The following is an 18463-nucleotide window of genomic DNA, read 5'->3' as shown; positions in this document are numbered from 1 at the left end:
GGCCCGGGAGCACTGCAAGACGATTGAGCCGCAGCTTGATTGCCGCTACCGCGGCATCTTCGGTGCTGGTCCTGGCCTCGGGATGCGGGCTGACGGTGGAATCCCTGCCGCTGCCCAAACCTGGCACCCAGGGTGATACCTACACCGTGCACGCCGTCTTCTCCAACGCGCTGAATCTGCCCGATCAGGCCAAGGTGAAGATCGGCGGCTCGGATATCGGCACGGTCTCGCACATCACCACCAAGAACTTCCAGGCGGTGGTCGATCTGACCATCCGCAAGGACATCGACCTGCCCAAGGACACCACCGCCGAACTGCGCCAGGCCACTCCGCTCGGCGATGTGTTCGTCGCGGTGAGCAGGCCGAAGGATGCGGCCAGTCAGCCGCCGCTGCAGAGTGGCGACACCATCGGCATCGACCGCACCTCGGCTGGTGCCACCGTCGAGGAACTCCTGCTGTCGGTGTCGATGCTGTTCAACGGCGGCGGTATTTCGGCGCTGACCAAGCTGACCGGCGAGCTGGACTCGGTGGTGGGCGGGCGACCGCAGCAGCTGGCGGATCTGCTCGAGCAGATGACCGCCGTGACCACCACGCTGCATGCCGACAGTGCGCGAATCGACGGTGTGCTCAACGGATTCGACACGCTGGCCAACACGATCCAGGAGCATCACGACGAGCTCGGCCAGGTCGCGAATACGCTGCCCTCGATGATCGGCACCATCGCCGAGAACAACAAGGCGCTCGGCGACCTGCTGGCCAAGATCTCCACCACCAGCGCCGCCCTCGGCGACTACGCCAACACCACCTCGGATCAGCTGTCCAGTCTGTTGGACAACCTGCGCAAGCTGATGTCGGCACTGTCCCAGTCGCAGAAGTCCTTCGGCCCCATGCTCGATGCGCTGCATCTGGTGCGGCCCGGGGTGGACGCCTCGTTCAAGGGCAACAGCCTCGCCGTCGCGGCGACGCTGACCAATCTCGACGTCGGCCTGATCACCGATCCGGCACACAGCAAACTCTGGGATCTGCGCGACGCGCAGGACTTCACCGGCAGCCTGATCCAGGTGCTGCAGGTCGTCCAGGGCCGGTTGCAAGGGGGTCACCGATGAACTGGGTGCGACGACACAAGATGCTGGTGTCGAACGTCGCGCTGGTGATCGCCCTGGTGATCGGCGCGTCGTATCTGCTGGTGAGTGTGATGCGGGTGAATCCGCTGCAGAGCACGTACGCGGTGACGGTGGATCTGGACCAGTCCGGTGGACTGCAGCCCGGTAACGACGTCACCCTGCGCGGCTACCGGATCGGCAAGGTGCAGGACATCACCCTGACCAACGCCGGTGATGCGATCCGGGCCGACGTCTCGATCGACTCCCGGTACAAGATTCCCTCGGACACCGAGGTCGCGGTGCAGGCTCTGTCCGGCGCGGGTGAGCAGTACATCGACTTCCGCCCGAAGACCGATCAGGCGCCGTACCTGTCCAACGGTTCGGTGATCAAGTACGACGCGAACCGGATCCACACCCCGACGCCGGTGTGGGCGGTGCTGGACAATTCCAGCTCCTTCTTCAAGCAGATCGATCCGGCTCGGCTCAGCAGCATCCTGAAGGAGATGGACACCGCGCTGAGCGGCGGTCCCGATCAGCTGCGCAGCATGATCGATGCGCTGAGCCTGGTCACCGCGGGTCTGAACAGTCTGCTGCCGCAGACCACCAACCTGCTGGCGAACCTGCGCACGATCGCGGCGACCACCTCGCAGGCGCAACCCGATCTGGGCACGCTGACCAACAATTCGTCCACATTGTTCAAGCAGTTCAACAATGCCAACGACGAATTGACCAAGGTTCTGGACAAGGCCCCGGGCCAGATGAAGGAACTGGGTGCGGTGCTGGACAAGACCGCCGATCCGATCACCAAGCTGGCGAGCAATTTCTCGGCCATCACCAAGGCCGCCTCGCTGCGCCTGCCCGCGTTGCGGGCGTTGTTCCCGGCTCTGGTCACCGGTAGTTCCGCGATCGGCGTTCCCGCCCACGACGGGGAGTTCTACACCATCGTGGACATCTGGCCGCGGCCGTACTGCGCGTACGCGCACCCGCTGAGCGCTCCCTGGCGAGTGGGCGACGGTACGCTCAACAAGTACAACTACTGCACCAACCCCCCGCCGGATCAGCAGATTCGTGGTTCGGCGAATGCTCCTCGGCCCGCCATCCCGAACAACGGTGCGCAGATGCCCGCGGGAGTCGATCCGAATGCCCGGACCTTGCCACCGGTGCGGTGAGTGGTAACCGGCAGGCGGCGATCCCGTCGGCGAGTGCCTACACTCGGCGGGTGTCCCGCGTGGTCCGGGCCTTGTAGCCTGGTCCGATCCGGCAATACGGTGCGTACTGGCGTACCGGGAAAGTGACAGATTCATTCATGTCCGATGACGACGCCGCCACCGACAAGACGACCGGGAAGGCGGAGGAGACGGCCGCGACGGACAAGACCGTCGAGCAGGACACGCCCGCGAAGGACGAGCCTGCCAAGGACACCGATGCTACGGTGGCCGACGGCGGGGATGCGAAAAGCGACGCCGACGAGACGGTGAAGAAGTCGAGTTCGGATGACGATGCGACCGTGAAACTGCCTGCTGCGCAGGCCGCGAAGGCCGCCGCACCCGTCCCGCCGCAGCCGGCCGCCGCCGAGAGCAAGAACAACAACTGGGTGCCGATGGTGGCCGCGTTCGCCGCGGGCGTCGTGGTGGTCGCCGCCGCGGCCGCGGTGGTCGTGTTCTGGAAGCAGGCCAGCGATCGGGGCGACAAACTCGACGCTCGCGACTCGGCGGTGGCCGCGGCCTGCGACTTCGGTCATCAGGTCGGCACCTACGACGCCAAGAACTTCGACGACTACATCAAGCGGGTGAAGGATCGTTCCGCCGGCGAATGGCTGACCCAGTTCGACGGCGCCTCGACCGCGCTCAAGCAGATCACCCAGCAGGCGCAGGCCCGCTCCACCGTCGGTGAGATCCACTGCGCCTACGAGTCCGGCGATGCGAACAAGGCGTCGGTGGTCATGCTGATCACGCAGAACCAGTCCAAGGCCGCGACCCCGACGCCGCAGCCGCTGACCATCGGCGTGGTGGCCTCGCTGGAGAAGCAGAACGGCAAGTGGATGGTCGACAACTTCCAGTCGCCGATGACCAACGATCTGCAGGCCGGTACGGCGCAGGCTCCGGGTGCGGACACCCAGCAGCCGGCGCCGAACAGCGGTACCCAGCCGGGTAACTGAGTTCAGCGACCTCGCGGGGCGCCTGACGGCAGTGGGTTCGTTCCACCACTGCCGTCAGGCTTGCGGGCCGCCGTGGGCACAGTACGGCGGCCGTGCTCAGAACAGCGTCAGCGCGTCGGCCTTACGGGTCTTGGCGTGAGCTGATTGTGCTGGTGCGGCAACCTTTTTGGGGCGCGCAGGCACCACCGGAATCGGCTCGGTCGGATCGACCGGCTCGATGACGGGGATGGGTTCGGTCGGATCGGTGGTGGTCGGATCGGGCATCGCCAGTGCCGGCAGATCGGAACTTCCGGTCGCGGCGGCGTCGGGGGCCGCCGCGGCCTGGCGTGCCGCGGTACCGGCGAGCTGATCGGCCTGCTCGTTGAAGTAGTTGCCGACATGTCCACGCACCCAGCGGAAGCGCACGGGCCCGGGGCGGCTGGCGATGGCCTGGTCGATGTGCCGGACCAGTTCGACGTTCTTGACCGGGCCGCCGGTGGAGGTGCGCCAGCCGTTCAGCCGCCACCCGGAGATCCACTCGGAGGCGCATTTGATCGCGTACAGCGAATCGCTCTCGATGAACAGCGGTTCCGCGCCCGGATGCGAGACGACCGCCTCGAGCACCGCGCGTAGCTCGGCCACCTGGTTGGTGCCCGATGCGGCACCTCCGCTGCCGGAGGTGCCCTGGTGGTTGACCCAGGCCCAGCCGATTGCGCCACCGGGATTGCGGAGGCAGGATCCGTCGGTGCTCACGATGATCATGGCAGGTACCCTACGCAATCCGGCCGACAAGATCTGTACCGTGGAATTCCTCTATAGCTCTTCGCAATTGAGATTCGGTGCGACGCAGCGCCCAGCGCAGGGTCGCCTGCACCGACGGGGCGCAGAGGCGGCCGGGCAGTCGATGCGCCTGGGGGTACTCGATTTCCGAGGTCAGCACGGTGCGGCCATAGCCGAGCGGGTCGAAATGCAGGGTCATCGTGCACCATTCGGCAGGGGTGTGGGCCGGGTCGGAGTCCGCAGGCGCCGCCTTCCCCGAGCGGCGCCTGCGCAGTGTGTATCCGATGACCGCGTTCGGGCGGTACTGCGTGATCTCACACTCGACCGTGGGGTGCCACAGGCCCAGCCGCAGTGTCGCGGCGTAGACGGCTCCGGACCCGTAACCGGCGTCGTCGGCCGGTTCGAAGGTTGCGATGCCGACCATCCACTCCGGCACGAACATCGGAGTGTCCGTATACGTGAACGCGACCTCCACCGGTGCTCCGACGTCGCTCGCGTACTTGATGTGGCCCATAGGCGCTCCCTGTTCCACGGCTGCCGATAAAAATACTACAGATATCCTCTTTATTGAACGGTTATCGGCAGATGGCTCGGAAGCCGGAGCGTGGCGAGGATGTGCTTCGCCCATGATCATCGGACTACCCGAGCGTCGCAACAGGCAACCTCGCACACTCCGGTCTGGGCTCGCGGTCATTGTTCATCGTGAAACATTGGGAGTCCCTGCGTTGCGCCGCAGGGTGATTGGGCCGGGAGGGGGTTTCGCAAAGGGGCCGGTGCCCGTACGTGATTGCGCTACTACCGGTTCCGAGCTGGTCGACTCGTACGGCGCTGCCGCCCTGGGGTATTCGCCGACCGCTGTGGGGTTGCGGTGCGACGTGGGTATTCGGCTACGTGTAGTGCCGGGGGATGCAATCGCCGGATGACGAACTTGCACTACTCCCGGAAGATGAAGCGGCAGTGTCACTTCGACGACTGATCGCAATGGGTATGCGACGACCGGCGGGTTCGTCGCTACGTGGCAGCGAGTTCGTGATCCGGGAGTGTGGATTGCGCGGGGTTCGCGATATCGGCGTCCGGGTCGGGCGTGGCCCGATCGGCGTGACGGGGCGACATCTGGACCGATCGGCTACCCAGCGAGGGGTCGGACACCGCGAGGGTGATCTGGCCGTGCCGGACGTCCAGGTCGGTGCGGAGCCGGGTGCTGCCGGGGGCGGCGGCGTCGGTCAGCGGGGCGAACAGATTCGTGTCGAGGGTTATCGACAGCGAATCAGGTTGGGGACTGGTCAGATTCGCGCCGATGTAGAGGTCGCCGAGCAGCGGCAGACGGGCGCTCGGATCGGCGTCCGCGCGCACGGCCGCGGTGGCCGGGATGCTCGGCAGGGCGGGCGCCGGGACGGCCGCGATGGGCCGGTGGACCTGAATGGCGACGGGCAGCTCGCGGGTCTCCGCGATGAATCGCACTGCGGCGGTGGACGTTCGTTGAACGTCCGGTTCGGTCGAAGGTTGCGACAGCGGCGGAATCGGATCGGCCGCACCGGCTTCCGGTTGCGGGGTTCCGGCGGCCTCGTGCTGATCGGCGCCCATCTGGTTGACGACGTACGTTCCCGCCGCCACGGTGAATCCGATGCTGGCCATACCGGCGAGCACGACGGCGGTGTGCCGGAGGATCTGCGATGTCACGGTGCGTACCTCTCCCTGTCCTGGTCCTCCCCTGCCGCGCCGACCCGCACCGTTGAAAGTCGTACGCTTGTCCAGGTTACTGCGTCGCGAGTTACCGATTCGGAACGTGGAGGTGAAGATCACAGGTCGTGCATTCCGGGAGAATGTCTCGCCGCGACGTTTCCGGGTCGGATCGAACGGGTAATCAGGGAATCAGCTGGCGAGCGTCCGCTTCGACTGCCAACACAGAGACCTCCGGCCAACGGCGTCCGGTCGGGCATCAGCCACGGCGAATCTCGAGTTGGCGCTCGCCCGCTCCATCGGCCGCCGCACCAGCGTCGTCACCGATTCAGGCGAACTGTCCCGCCGTACGTCCCGAGCCCGCGGGCCCCGCGAATGCCTGTGCGATCGTGAGCCATTCCCGCGCATCCGCACCGGTCGCCTCGAGCGCCAGATCGTCCAGATGCCGCCGCTGCGTCACCCGCAGACAGAAATCCACCGCCGGTCCCGTGACGCGCTGACTCGCCGATTCCGGCCCCCAGCTCCACACCGTGCCGTCCGGCGCGGTCAGCTCGACGCGGAACTCCTCGGCGGGAACGGGCCGGTCGTGCACCGCGTACGCGAAATTCCTGGTGCGCACACCGATGTGGGCGATGGTGCGCAGTCGCGCGGTCGGGGTGCGGGTCACGCCGAGCGCATCGGCGACGTCCTGCCCGTGCGCCCAGGTCTCCATCAGTCGCGCGGTGACCATGGACGCCGGGCTCATCGGCGGCCCGAACCAGCTCAGCTTCGTCCCCGCGGGCACCGCGAGCAGGGCCTCGGCCAGTGCGGCGCGACCACGCCGCCAGCGCTCGAGCAGCTCGCCCGGCGGGGTCGTAGCGGCCTCGGCCGCGGCTTCGTCGACGAAGGTCGCCGCCCGCGGCAATGCTGCCAGAACCAGTTCGGCGAATGCCGCGTCATCGGTCGCGGAGAGGCTGGCGACGTCGTCCGTCCAGGTCAGATGGGCGATCTGATGGGAGATGGTCCAGCCGGGCGCGGGTGTGGCGCGCGACCACTCCGCCGCGGGCAGCGGTCCGAGGATCCGGTCCAGATCCGCGCATTCCGCCGCGAAGTCCTCCAGCAGTGCTGCCACGTCGACCATGCGGTTCAGCATGGCAAACAACCTCGGAAAAATGCAAGCATGCGTGCTTGTTATCGAGCGAGAGGAGCCCGCCGCCAACGAAACGGTTCGGGCTACCAGCCGAACAGCACCATGTGCACCGCGCCCACGACCAGCCCCAGCGCCGCACCGTGCAGATACAGCAGCCAGGCGTCCTGCTCGACCGAGGCGTAGAACATCTCCATGAACTCGCCCGGGGTGAGCTGCTGCAGTTTGCGCGCGGCGAAATCGTCGATCTTCTTCGCCTGCTCCAGCGCGAACTCCTCGTCCGCCACCAGAGTCGGGGCCAGGCCCACCGCGGCGCCGGCCGCACCCACCTTCAGATTGTCGAACTGCCTGCGGCCGAACGCGACTCGCACCATGCCGGTGGTCGGGCCGAGCTGCCGGTGGATCTCATCCGAGATCAGCGTCTCCACGATCTGATACGTCTTGTCGCCGTTGGGACCGGCGAGCAGTTCGTTGGCCAGATTCGGCAGCGTGAGCACCTGATAGGCGAGAATGTGCGCCAGATCGCCCGCGGCCTGCGGCTGCCGTTTGGCCAGCAGCGCCTGCTTCCACAGATATTTGTAGCGTGGCTGCGGATCGCCCGGTTCGAACACCATCTTGATCGCGATGACGTTCACCAGCACACCGATCGCCGCCGTCACGGCCAGGATGATCAACCAGCCCGGGATCAGGTTCAGCACCGGAGCGTTGTCGTGCACATACATGCCCAGCGCCAGCAGGAGTCCGAACGGCGCGCCCAGCAGGCCGATGCGCACCATGAACTTCAGCTCCGGCGCGGCGATCGTGGTGGTCAGATCCTTGAGGATGTGCGGATTCTCGCGCAGATAGCGGATGACGAAGATCTTGATATCGATCAGCTGATCGACATTGTCCCCGAGCTGCTCGAACGCCCGGCGGCACATCGTGGGCAGTTCCCGCTCCACCCGCTGATACAGCAGCTGGCGAGCCGCGCGCGGGACCGCCCGCCACAGCTCCGGATTCTCCCGCTGCATGACGCTGTCGACCAGTTCGGGCAGCTGTGGGCGGGCGACCTCGGCGATGTAGTCCGCGATGCCCTGCAGATCCAGTTCGTGGATGAAGTCCCGGGGACTGCCGATCCGCATGATCGCCATATCCACGCAGATACTGGCCATCTTCTCCGCGCGGGCGGGGATGAATCCCTGGAAACCGATGCGGCTGCCGTCGCCGGAGAACGTCGGCAGCACCTGCACCCGGCGCGGGAAGTACGGGTAGAGCACCTTGAGGCCCGGCACGCGGATACCGCGGAACTGCAACGGCCAGAACAACATCAGTACGCCGGTCCAGTTGGTGAGCCAGCCCGCGACGCCGCTGAAGATCGAGAAGCTGATCAGATCGACGACCAGTTTGGACTGGTGGGTCAGGTTCTCCCAGTCGATGAACACCCCGCTGCCGAGTGACGTCATCGTCTGGGGCCCCCTTATGCGGTACCGGTGCTGATATCTCGAGGCACCAACCCTCTCATACTAGGGATTCAGCACGATTCGGATGGGGTTGCCCTGTTTGGACTCCAGTTCGGCCACCGCTTTCGGGGCGTCGGCCAGCGGCAGTACTGCGCTGACCGACCGGGCGAAGTCCACCCGGTGCAGGCGCTGGAGTTTGACCAGTTCGGTGACGTGTTCGGGGGTCGAGCCGTAGTGTCCGCGCAACTGCTGCCCGAAGAAGCTGAACGCGGTGCCGCCGGTGATGGTGATCGGTTTGTCGGTCAGCCCGACCAGCACCAGGCGTCCACCCGGTCCGAGGCAGATGATCGCCTGTTCGCGGACCGCGGCAACGCCGGCGAAGTCGAAGGCCGCGGCCAGTCCGGTACCGCTCGTCGCGGCGAAGACCTGGCTGCGCAGGTCGGGATCGGCCGAGTCCAACGCCAGGTCAGCGCCGAATTCGAGGGCGCGTTCCCGTGCGGCGGACAGCGGGTCGATCGCGATGATCGGCGCCGCGCCCATCAGCCGCAGCAGTTGTACGCCGTGTGCGCCCAGGCCGCCCACACCCCAGACGCCGACCGGTTCGGCCGGGCGCACCTGTGCGGTCGCGGTGATCGCCGCCCACGGTGTGGACACCGCGTCCGGGATGAAACAGGCCTGTTCGAAGGGCAGATCGTCGGGAATCGGGACCAGGGTGTCGACGCGGGCGAGGGTGTATTCGGCCCAGCCGCCGTCGTAGTCGACGCCGCGGGTGAACACCGCGCCGTTGCGCTGCTCACCGGCCTGCAGCAGTACCCGGTCGCCCACCTTCGCCGCGGTCACCCCCGGGCCCAGCGTGTGCACCGTCCCGGCGACCTCGTGACCCAGGGTGACCACGTCACCATCCAGGAACAGCGGAGTCAGGGTGCCGTCGATCAGATGGACGTCGGACAGGCACACCCCCGCCGCGGCCACCTCGATCAGTACTTGATCCGGGCCGGGTTCGGGAACGGGCACCTCGTCGAGTGACAGATGACGTTCGGGTCCCAGATGCAGTCGCGCTGCCAGCATCGTCCACTCCTCGCGGGTCGGTTGTCGGTGGTGCGCTCGGCCTCAGCCGGTTCCGTGATCGATGGCGGGCCCGGCGGACCCTCCGAGTATCGCACCGTCGGTACCGGTCAGCCGGGCATCCACGATCTGCACCCAATCCAGTAGTTCGTGTCGGCGCAACACCGCGATCCGGTGCGGCAGACGCAATGCGCGCCGGGCCTGCCGTCTGCTGCGGCGGGAGATCAGCGTGTTCAGTTCGTCGGGCGGGGCGAGATGCTGTGCGACCGCCCAGTCGACCACCGATCGGAACCAGCGCGTTTCGATGCGGACCACCCACAGGTAGACCGCGATGAATATGACGACATACAGCATGGTCCGGCGCACGACGCTGCCGAATCCGGTACTGCCCGACATCGGCGCGTCCCAGCCGAAATGCATTGCGGCGCCGAGCAGATAGAACACCACCAGGGCCGCCGCGCGCCGACCGCGCGACCAGCCGGACGCGCCGACCGCGGTGACGATGCCGATCCCGGCGATCCCGGTGAGCATCCAGTGCGAGGTGACGCCGGTCAGCAGCCGCAGAATTGCCACCAGCAGCGCGGTGCCGAGATCGCCTTGCGCGGACTGCAATCCGGCATTGGCCTGGTAGGTGGCGTCCTCGGTGAGCTGGAATCCGAGTCCGGTGAATCCGCCGAGCAGCAGCCCGTGCATGGGTCTGCTCAGCTGCGACCGGAACAGCCAGGCGACCGCCAGAACCCCGGTGCCCTTGATGCCCTCCTCGATGATCGAGGCCGAGATCGGGGCCTGCCAGTCCACCGCGAACGCGTCACCGGCGAGATTCGCGATGGCGTGAATGACGTTGTCGTTGCCGAAGATCGCGATCCCGGGCCCGGCCAGGGCGCCCCACACGAAGCCCATCGCGAGCGCGACGCGGATTCGCACGTGGTCGCGGAACAGGTCCAGCCACGCCAGGAGTGCGGCGACCACCAGCAGCGTCACCACCATGAACGGCACTCCGACCAGGATGCCGGACCAGGTGAGCAGCGCGGCCGGGAGCAGTTGCAGCACCAGTGCGATCGATCCGCCCAGGCAGATCAGGCAGTACGTCCACCACAGCGCCGAACGCGGCCGGAACCAGCTCATGACGTGACCCGCAGCGAGTACACGATCGGCTGGAGATCGGCGTCGATATCGGTCCCGCTGAGCAGCATCGATACCGCGAGATTGTGATTACCGAGAATCGCGCACACGCCCGCACGCGTCTCGCCCCGGCAGGTCGGTCCGGTGAATCCGTACGTGTTGGCGACCTTCCCGCCGTCCTCGCGCACCGGAAATGCCTGTGCCCCCAGCACTTTTCGCCGCCACTGCGCCGCGGCATCGAAATCGGTGACCCCGTTGACGACGCTCACCAGCAGGATCCGGCCGTTCGGTCCGTCCAGGACCGCGGTCGTGCGGTCGCCGGTCGGCCGCTGCTGCCAGCCGTCCACGCCGGAGAACTCGATCGTGTCGGGTGTTCGGCCCGGTGCGGTGAGACGGATCGTCGTGCCGTGGGTCACCGGCGTCTCCCGGGTCGGGACCAGCGCGGTCAGTACCGCGGGGACCACGATGAGCACCCCCACGATCCCGAGGATCGCCCCGGCTCGTCGCCAGTCCCGTGCTGCGCCCAACGCCCGCTCCTCTCGGCGCACCCCACCCTCCCGGCGACCGGCACCGCTGCCAACGATAGAAGTAAATACGCGAGGTGACCAGGAGCAACACGACACGCGGCGGCGCGGTCAGTCCTGGGACGGCCAGTGCGACAGGGTGTGGTGCAGCGCGTCGACGATGTGCGGCCAGGAGTCGGCGGCGGGGCGGGAGTGCGCGAATCCGCCGGACGCCTCGAGCGTGGCGAAGCCGTGAAAAGTGCTGCGCAACAAGCGAGCCGCGTCCAGACCCGCGGTCTCGTCCAGGTCGTAACCGCGCAGCACCGCAGCGGTGAGTTCGATACTGCGCAGCAGTGCGGGGTCCTGGCCCACCTCGGCCGGATCCATCCGAATCTGTGTTGCCGCATAACGTTCCGGATGATCGAGCACATAGGACCGGTACGCGTCCGCGAAGGCGATGAGTGCATCGCGCCCGGAGCGTCCCGCGACCGCCGCCCCGATCCGTTCGTTCAACTCCGCACTGGCCAGCAGCGCCACCCGAACTCGCAGATCGTGCAGATTGCGCACGTGGACGTACAGACTCGGATCCTTCACCCCGAATTTCCGCGCGACCGCCGAGAGGGTGAGTTTCTCGAAGCCGATCTCGTCGGCCAACTCGGCGGCACCCCGCACCACACGTTCTGTCGTCAGGCCGGATCGTGGGGACATACCCCCAACCTAATATCTCTAGGCGGGCTCATGTGGTTGCGGTGCCGAGCAGGAATCGGCCGCTGTTCCGCGACGTCGGCGATGCCGGTCTGCACGGCTCGGATGTTCGAATCGGAACAATCTCCGACCGGTCGTTGTTGAGCGCAGTAAGCTCAACTTTGGGTTGCGTCCGTGTTCGCGAGCAGTGAACGCGAGAACGGAACAGAACCGGAAGACTCGGGGTTGAGTAGGTATCGCTCAACTTTGGAAGGGTCGAACGTGACTACACCACAGAATTTGCCGGTGCTGTTCCTCACCGATCCGATCGTGCTGCCGGGCATGGTGGTGCCCATCGAGCTCGACGAGTCGGCGCAGGCCGCCATCGATGCCGCTCGGGCAGCGGGCCGCGACGCCGTGCTGCTCGCCCCGCGCCTGGCCGAGGGGTACGCGTCCTTCGGCGTGGTGGCGACGATCGAGCAGGTCGGACGGATGCGCGGCGGCGCACCGGCGGCGGTCCTGAAGGCCGAGCGGCGCGCGAAGATCGGCCACGGGGTGACCGGGCCGGGCGCGGCGCTGTGGGTCGAGGCCGAACCGGTCGAGATCCCCGAGGCCGACGGCCGCACCAAGGAACTCGCCGCCGAATACAAGAAGCTGGTCGTCTCGGTACTGCAACGTCGCGAGGCGTGGCAGGTGATCGACGCGGTGAACCGGCTGACCGATCCCTCCGCGCTGGCCGACTCGGCCGGGTACGCGCCGTACCTGACCGATGAGCAGAAGCGCGAGATACTCGAAACCCCGGACGTGACAACACGTCTCACCACGCTGATCGGCTGGACCAAGGACCACATCGCCGAGGCCGAGGTGGCGGAGAAGATCAGTGAAGATGTGCGCGAAGGGATGGAGAAGTCTCAGCGCGAATTCCTGCTTCGCCAGCAGCTCAACGCGATTCGCAAGGAGCTCGGCGAGGGTGAACCCGACGGCGCGGACGACTACCGCACCCGCGTGGAGAACGCGGATCTGCCCGAGACGGTCCGCACCGCCGCGCTGCGCGAGGTCGACCGGCTCGAGCGCGGCAGCGATCAGAGCCCGGAGGCGGGCTGGATCCGCACCTGGCTGGACACCGTGCTGGAACTGCCGTGGACGGTGAAAACCACCGATTCGACCGATGTTGCGGCCGCGCGCGAAGTTCTCGACGCCGATCACCACGGCCTGGACGAGGTGAAGGACCGCATGGTCGAGTACCTGGCGGTGCGGGCGCGGCGAGCCGCGCGCGGACTGGAGGTGGTCGGCGGACGCGGCTCCGGCGCGGTGCTGGTGCTGGTCGGCCCTCCGGGTGTCGGCAAGACCTCGCTCGGTGAGAGTGTGGCGCGGGCGCTGGGCCGCAAGTTCGTTCGCGTCGCCCTGGGCGGCGTGCGCGACGAGGCGGAGATCCGCGGTCACCGGCGCACCTACGTCGGCGCACTGCCCGGCCGGGTCGTGCGCGCGATCAACGAGGCGGGATCGATGAATCCCGTTGTGCTGCTGGACGAGATCGACAAGGTGGGCTCCGACTTCCGCGGCGATCCGGCCGCGGCGCTGCTCGAGGTGCTGGATCCGGCGCAGAACCACACGTTCCGCGACCACTACCTGGATCTGGATCTGGACCTGTCCGACGTGCTGTTCATCGCGACCGCGAACGTCATGGACACGATCCCGGGCCCGCTGCTGGACCGCATGGAGCTGATCACGGTCGACGGCTACACCGAGGACGACAAGGTGGCCATCGCCCGCGACTTCCTGATCCCGCGTCAGCTCGAGCGCAATGCGCTTACCGCGCAGGAGGTTTCGATCACCGACGAGGCGTTGCGCGAGATCGCCGCGAACTACACCCGCGAGGCCGGGGTGCGGCAGATGGAACGTCTGATCGCCAAGGCGCTGCGCAAGGCCGCGACCGAACTGTCCCGGTCGGCGGACCTGGCCGGAGCCGAAAGTCTGGTCGAGAAGGGTGAATTCGTGCCGGAGAGCCTGGGGTACGACAAGGACCTGGGTTACGACGCCGAATCCGTTTCGACCGCAGTCGGTTCCGACACGTTGGTGATCGGTCTCGGTGACCTGAAGAACTACCTGGGGCGTCCGCGCTTCACCCCCGACGGGGTGGAACGCACCGCGGTCCCCGGTGTCGCGACAGGTCTGGCCGTGACCGGCGCGGGCGGCGACGTCCTCTACATCGAGGCCAATGCCGCCGAGGGCGAGCGTTCGCTGACCCTGACCGGTCAGCTGGGCGATGTGATGAAGGAATCCGCGCAGATCGCGCTGACCTACGTCCGCTCGCACCTCGAGGAGATCGGCATCCAACCCGCGGTACTGGATCGCAACATCCACATCCACTTCCCGGCGGGCGCGGTGCCCAAGGACGGCCCGTCCGCGGGTGTGACCATGGTGACCGCGCTGGTGTCCCTCGCACTGGACCGGCAGGTCCGCTCGGATGTCGGCATGACCGGCGAGGTCACGCTGAACGGCCGGGTGCTGCCGATCGGCGGGGTGAAGCAGAAGCTGCTCGCCGCCCAGCGTGCGGGACTGAAGACGGTGTTCATCCCGGCCCGCAACGAGCCGGATCTGGACGACGTCCCCGCCGAGGTGCTGGCCGCACTGGATGTGCGTCCGGTCGCCGACGTGGCCGAGATCCTGGCCTACGCGATCGAGCCGGTCGCCGAACCGGCCTACCAGGCGCTGGCCACCTCGGCCTGATCGGTCACCCGTGGGGCCGTGCGCACTTCCGCGGAAGTCGCACGGCCCCTTCGTCATGTGACCGCGGTGCAAGGTCCGTGCAAGCAGGCGCGCACACGATCGCCGTATGAGTACTGCACAGCACGTTCCGGTTCTGATCGCCGGGGGCGGCATGGTCGGCCTCTCGGCCGCGTTGCTCCTGGAATACCACAGTGTCCCTTATGTTCTCGTCGAACGACGTACGGCGATGTCGGTGCTGCCGCGTTCGCGCGGATTGCACACCCGATCCGCGGAGATCTACCGGCAGATCGGTGCGGGACCGCGCCTGGAACAGGTCGCCGCGACCGCCTTGGCCAAGGGCCAGTTCGGCGGTGCCTGGCAAGGGTCGGTGCTGACCGACGCACAGCCGCTGGATATCTCGCGGGTCGCCGCGGCGATGGCCGCCGCCGATCCGAGTCCGTCGCGTTTCCTGTTCCTGCCGCAGGTGCTGCTGGAACCGGTGCTGGCGGATCTGGCCCGCAATCGCGGCGGTGACCTGCGATTCGGTGTGGAACTCACCGGATTCCGGGACGACGGGGACGGTGTTTGCGCCGAACTGCGTGCGGCCGACGGGGTATCGACGAGGTTGCGGGCCGACTATCTGGTCGCCGCGGACGGCGCGGGCAGCACTGTGCGTCGCGCACTGGGCATCGGCGGTTGGGAACTGCCGCCGACGCATCACCTGATCAACGTGTTCGCTCGCACCGATCTGACCGGCATCCTGCACGGGCAGAGTTTCAGCCAGTGCGAGATCACCGGCGAACGGGTGCGCGGGCTGGTGCTGTCGAAGAACAACACCGACGAGTGGTCCTTCCACATCGAATACGATCCGAACGACGAGACGGTCGCGGACTATCCGGAGCAGCGTTGCGCCGAGCTGATCCGCGAGATGGTCGGCGTCCCGGGGCTCGAGGTCGAGGTGCTCGCCCGGAGTGCCTGGGACACCGGCGTTTTCGTGGCCGACGACTATCAGCGCGGTCGGGTGTTCCTGGCCGGTGACGCAGCCCATCGCCATGCGCCCTGGGGCGGTTTCAACGGCAACACCGGAATCGCCGACGCGCACAATCTGACCTGGAAGCTGGCAGCCGTGCTGTCCGGTGTGGCCGGTCCGGCGCTGCTGGATTCCTATGTGGCAGAACGTCGTCCGCGAGCGCTGGTCGCCGCCGAGCAGGCCCGGCTGGGCACCGATTTCCGGACCCGCTACGGCATCGAAACTCCCGACAACGCCGAGGATCTGGCGAAACGCCTCGACATCGGCGAGGTGATGGTGCGGTACCGTTACCGCTCGACCGCCGTGGCCGCGGAGTCCACTGCATCGCTGCACGTAGGCGAGCTGAAGGGACAGAACGGAACTCGCATCCCGCACCTGTGGATCGACGCCGCCGAAACCGTCTCGACCCTGGATCTGTGCGGACCCGGCTTCGCCCTGCTCGTCGCGGGAACCTCCGCCGCCTGGCGAGATGCCGCCGCCCGAGCCCAGCGTGACACCGGAATCGAGCTCGCCGTCCACGCTCTCCCCCGGGACCAGTGGACCGCCCGCACCGACCTGCCGCCGGGCGGCGCACTCCTGGTCCGGCCCGATATGCACGTCGCCGCCCGCTCCGAGACCGGCCTCACTCCCGCCACACTCACCGACACGCTCCGCGCGATCACCGGCCTCGCCGCGAAAGCCGATGCAGCCGTAGCGGTTCCGATGCAGTCTTTCTGACCGGAGTAGCGGGACGTCTGCTGCCCGACCAGGTGCGCGTAGTCCGGCCGGATCACGCGCACAGCACCTGCTCACAGCTGTACTGCGGGCGTAGGTCTCGCAGCTGCACCGGCCCTGGTGGCGGGTGTGTCCGGTGACGCGAGTACTCCCGCACGGGCCTGCGCCACAGCGGGTATACCCCGGTGCGCTGCCCGGATCCGAGTTGTGACGGGCAGGTCGTTGGGAGAGGATCGCGGTATGTCGATCATCGACGGGCGGTCCGTGGTTCTGGTCACTTTCGGCGGTCGACGGGATCGAATGGAGTTGCTGGCCCGCTACGTGCGGGAGGCACTGAACCGCCAGCTCGTGGACGAATGGCACGTGTGGAGCCTGCCCCGCGACGAGCTCGACGAGGACTGGCTGCACTCCCGTTTCCCGCATCCGGGCCGCACCGCGGACGACCTCGAATACCGTGCCGCGGGTGGCATCGATCCGACGGTAGGACAGTGGGGTGCGCGGGTGCGCGCCGGTCACGACGTGCACCTCGGCCTGCGGGCCCGGCAGGAGCATGCCCCGTCTCTGGAGATCGTGATCGGCGGGTGGGAGAACCAGCGCACCCAGCTCCGGGGAGTCGACACCGCCGAACTCCTGGTGCGGGACGATGGTGATCGGGCACACCCGCACGATGTGCTGACCGACGTGTTCACCCCGGGTGTGTTGTCCGCGAACACATTCCGGGACATCGGCCTCTCGCTCGACCCGGTGAGCCTGACGCTGACGATCGACGGCGCCACCGTGTTCCGATGCGATGCCGACGTCGCAACCGCCGGATACGACGTGCACGTGAAGACCGGGTACGGCGCCGACGGCGAATGGCGGGTCACCGGACTGCCGGATACGAAGGAATACCTCTATCACAGCACCGAGCGGTGGCGTGCCGGATTCGCCGAGGCCCTGCACTTCTACGCCGACCGCGCCGACCACCATGCCGACACCGTATTCCTGAAATGCGACGACGACATCGTCTATCTCCAGCTCGACAAGCTGGAGGACTTCCTGCGATTCCGCCTCGCGCATCCGGAGTATTTCCTGGTGTCCGCGAACGTGATCAACAACAATGTGTGCGCCTATCACCAGCAGCAACACGGCGCGATACCACCGAGCCTGATGGAATTGGAACTGCCACCGGGTGGATTCGGTGGCAGGCTCTGGGAGAGCGCCACCCTGGCGGCCGGGCTGCACCACCACTTCATCGATAACCAGCAGCTGTTCGAGCAGGTTCCGCCGACACCCGTCGAATGGTCGGGCCGGCTGGCCACGCACTTCGTCTCCTGGCTCGGCCGGGACCTGTCCTACATGTCCGCGAATATGGTGGACGACGAACACGCTCTGTCCGTCCAGATACCCACCTATCTGCAACGTCGGCACTGTATCCACCCGAGTTTCCTGGTCGCTCATCTCTCCTCCGGCAAACAGGCGAGCGCACTGCACCACCATCCGATTCTCCGGCGCTACTGGCAGCTCGCCCTGGAGAACAAACTCGCCACCGACGACGAGGTGCGGGCCCACCAGAATTCCGGCCCGCCGGGCGACCAGCCCGCGCCGACCCCGTCGGGTGGCGGCAACCCGTGCGGGAGAATGAATCCCAGCTCCCTGCGGCCGGTTCTGCCGCGGCATTCGGGCGACGAGCCGAATATCGCGATCATCGTCCTGAATTTCAACACCGCCGAGATGACGAACCAGCTCGCGGGCTACCTGAACCACCGGCTCGCCTACGGGCGGAAATGGGTGTACGTCATCGACAACGGCTCCGATGAGCCACCGCTGTCCGCCACCGACGAACTGCCGCGGAACCTGGGCTTCGCGCACGGAATGTACGCCGGATACCGAATTGCCTCGGCCCGTGACGATTACGACGCGTTCTGGCTGCTCAATTCCGATGTGAGTTTCGACTACGGGAACGCTGTCCTGCGCAACCTCGTCGACGTGCTGTTCTCCTCGCAGGACTACGCGCAGATCGCCCCGCAGCACAATTCGACGCACCGATTCATGGAGCGCGTGGACGAGGTCGCCGCCGTCCAGCCCCTGCTCGAGCCGACCGCGACGCTCATCAAGCGTTCGACGATCGATCGGCTGGGATTCTGGGATCTGGACATGGTGATGGGATACGGCACCGATCACGACTACGGATACCGGATCAGGCGCGCCGGATTGCAGAGCATCGTCACCAATCGCGCCCGGATCCACCATGTGCAGCATCAGTCCATGGACGACTTCGACGAATACCAGCGGCACGCTCTCGCCGAGGAGGACCTCGTGCTCGGTCAGAAATACGGCGCCGACTGGCGGCGCGTTCTCGACGAGTACTGATCCGCGGCAATACCGCTGC

15 protein-coding genes are annotated in these 18463 nt (G+C 67.0%); 6 read left to right on the top strand and 9 right to left on the bottom strand.

The window, feature by feature from the left end; translation table 11 throughout:
• The first annotated feature begins 23 nt into the window (after positions 1-23).
• From ON40_RS34165 to ON40_RS48560, 3 genes are all read left to right on the top strand, one after another.
• Positions 24-1106 (top strand): MCE family protein, encoded by a 1083-nt coding sequence (locus ON40_RS34165; RefSeq protein ID WP_040829246.1) that lies wholly within the window; start codon positions 24-26, stop codon positions 1104-1106.
• Complete coding sequence (locus tag ON40_RS34160) at positions 1103-2272, top strand: MlaD family protein (protein ID WP_040829244.1); 1170 nt, start codon at positions 1103-1105, stop codon at positions 2270-2272. The genes ON40_RS34165 and ON40_RS34160 overlap by 4 nt, the downstream gene beginning before the upstream one ends.
• Before the next feature lie 137 nt (positions 2273-2409).
• Positions 2410-3261 (top strand): hypothetical protein, encoded by an 852-nt coding sequence (locus ON40_RS48560; RefSeq protein ID WP_157186579.1) that lies wholly within the window; start codon positions 2410-2412, stop codon positions 3259-3261.
• A gap of 96 nt (positions 3262-3357) precedes the next feature.
• Here ON40_RS48560 and ON40_RS34150 read toward each other — a convergent pair whose 3' ends face one another.
• The 9 genes from ON40_RS34150 to ON40_RS34110 form a co-directional block, all read right to left on the bottom strand.
• On the bottom strand, positions 3358-4002 hold the full coding sequence (locus ON40_RS34150; protein ID WP_051193963.1) for a ribonuclease H family protein: 645 nt from the start codon (positions 4000-4002) through the stop codon (positions 3358-3360).
• Positions 4003-4012: 10 nt separating this feature from the next.
• Entirely contained in the window at positions 4013-4534 is a 522-nt protein-coding gene (locus tag ON40_RS34145) for an SRPBCC family protein (RefSeq protein ID WP_040829241.1), read from the bottom strand.
• 497 nt (positions 4535-5031) lie between these two features.
• Positions 5032-5700: a hypothetical protein gene (locus ON40_RS34140; protein ID WP_040829240.1), complete on the bottom strand. Its 669-nt coding sequence runs from the start codon at positions 5698-5700 to the stop codon at positions 5032-5034.
• Positions 5701-6028: 328 nt separating this feature from the next.
• Entirely contained in the window at positions 6029-6820 is a 792-nt protein-coding gene (locus ON40_RS34135) for a TIGR03084 family metal-binding protein (protein WP_040829394.1), read from the bottom strand.
• A 92-nt stretch (positions 6821-6912) separates the two neighbouring features.
• Positions 6913-8268: a DUF445 domain-containing protein gene (locus ON40_RS34130; RefSeq protein WP_040829239.1), complete on the bottom strand. Its 1356-nt coding sequence runs from the start codon at positions 8266-8268 to the stop codon at positions 6913-6915.
• 60 nt (positions 8269-8328) lie between these two features.
• Complete coding sequence (locus tag ON40_RS34125; RefSeq protein ID WP_040829238.1) at positions 8329-9333, bottom strand: zinc-binding dehydrogenase; 1005 nt, start codon at positions 9331-9333, stop codon at positions 8329-8331.
• Positions 9334-9375: 42 nt separating this feature from the next.
• The gene (locus ON40_RS48555; protein WP_051193961.1) at positions 9376-10455 is read right to left on the bottom strand and encodes a PrsW family intramembrane metalloprotease; all 1080 of its coding nucleotides are present in this window, start codon (positions 10453-10455) and stop codon (positions 9376-9378) included.
• The gene (locus tag ON40_RS34115; protein ID WP_157186578.1) at positions 10452-10979 is read right to left on the bottom strand and encodes a hypothetical protein; all 528 of its coding nucleotides are present in this window, start codon (positions 10977-10979) and stop codon (positions 10452-10454) included. The genes ON40_RS48555 and ON40_RS34115 overlap by 4 nt, the downstream gene beginning before the upstream one ends.
• Positions 10980-11087: 108 nt before the next feature.
• Positions 11088-11663: a TetR/AcrR family transcriptional regulator gene (locus tag ON40_RS34110; RefSeq protein ID WP_040829234.1), complete on the bottom strand. Its 576-nt coding sequence runs from the start codon at positions 11661-11663 to the stop codon at positions 11088-11090.
• Between the two features lie 318 nt (positions 11664-11981).
• Here ON40_RS34110 and lon point away from each other — a divergent pair, with 318 nt between their 5' ends.
• The 3 genes from lon (at position 11982) to ON40_RS34095 (ending at position 18444) form a co-directional block, all read left to right on the top strand.
• Positions 11982-14369: an endopeptidase La gene (gene lon, locus ON40_RS34105; protein ID WP_051193996.1), complete on the top strand. Its 2388-nt coding sequence runs from the start codon at positions 11982-11984 to the stop codon at positions 14367-14369.
• A 106-nt stretch (positions 14370-14475) separates the two neighbouring features.
• The gene (locus ON40_RS34100) at positions 14476-16095 is read left to right on the top strand and encodes an FAD-dependent monooxygenase (protein WP_040829232.1); all 1620 of its coding nucleotides are present in this window, start codon (positions 14476-14478) and stop codon (positions 16093-16095) included.
• 237 nt (positions 16096-16332) lie between these two features.
• Positions 16333-18444, top strand: a complete 2112-nt coding sequence (locus tag ON40_RS34095) for a hypothetical protein (RefSeq protein WP_040829228.1) — start codon at positions 16333-16335, stop codon at positions 18442-18444.
• Positions 18445-18463: the final 19 nt, after the last annotated feature.

The sequence above is a fragment of the Nocardia jiangxiensis NBRC 101359 genome, from assembly GCF_000308615.1.
In the GTDB taxonomy this organism is placed as follows: domain Bacteria; phylum Actinomycetota; class Actinomycetes; order Mycobacteriales; family Mycobacteriaceae; genus Nocardia; species Nocardia jiangxiensis.
Note: the sequence above shows the minus strand (reverse complement) of the source record. Positions and strands in the feature narration are given on the sequence as shown.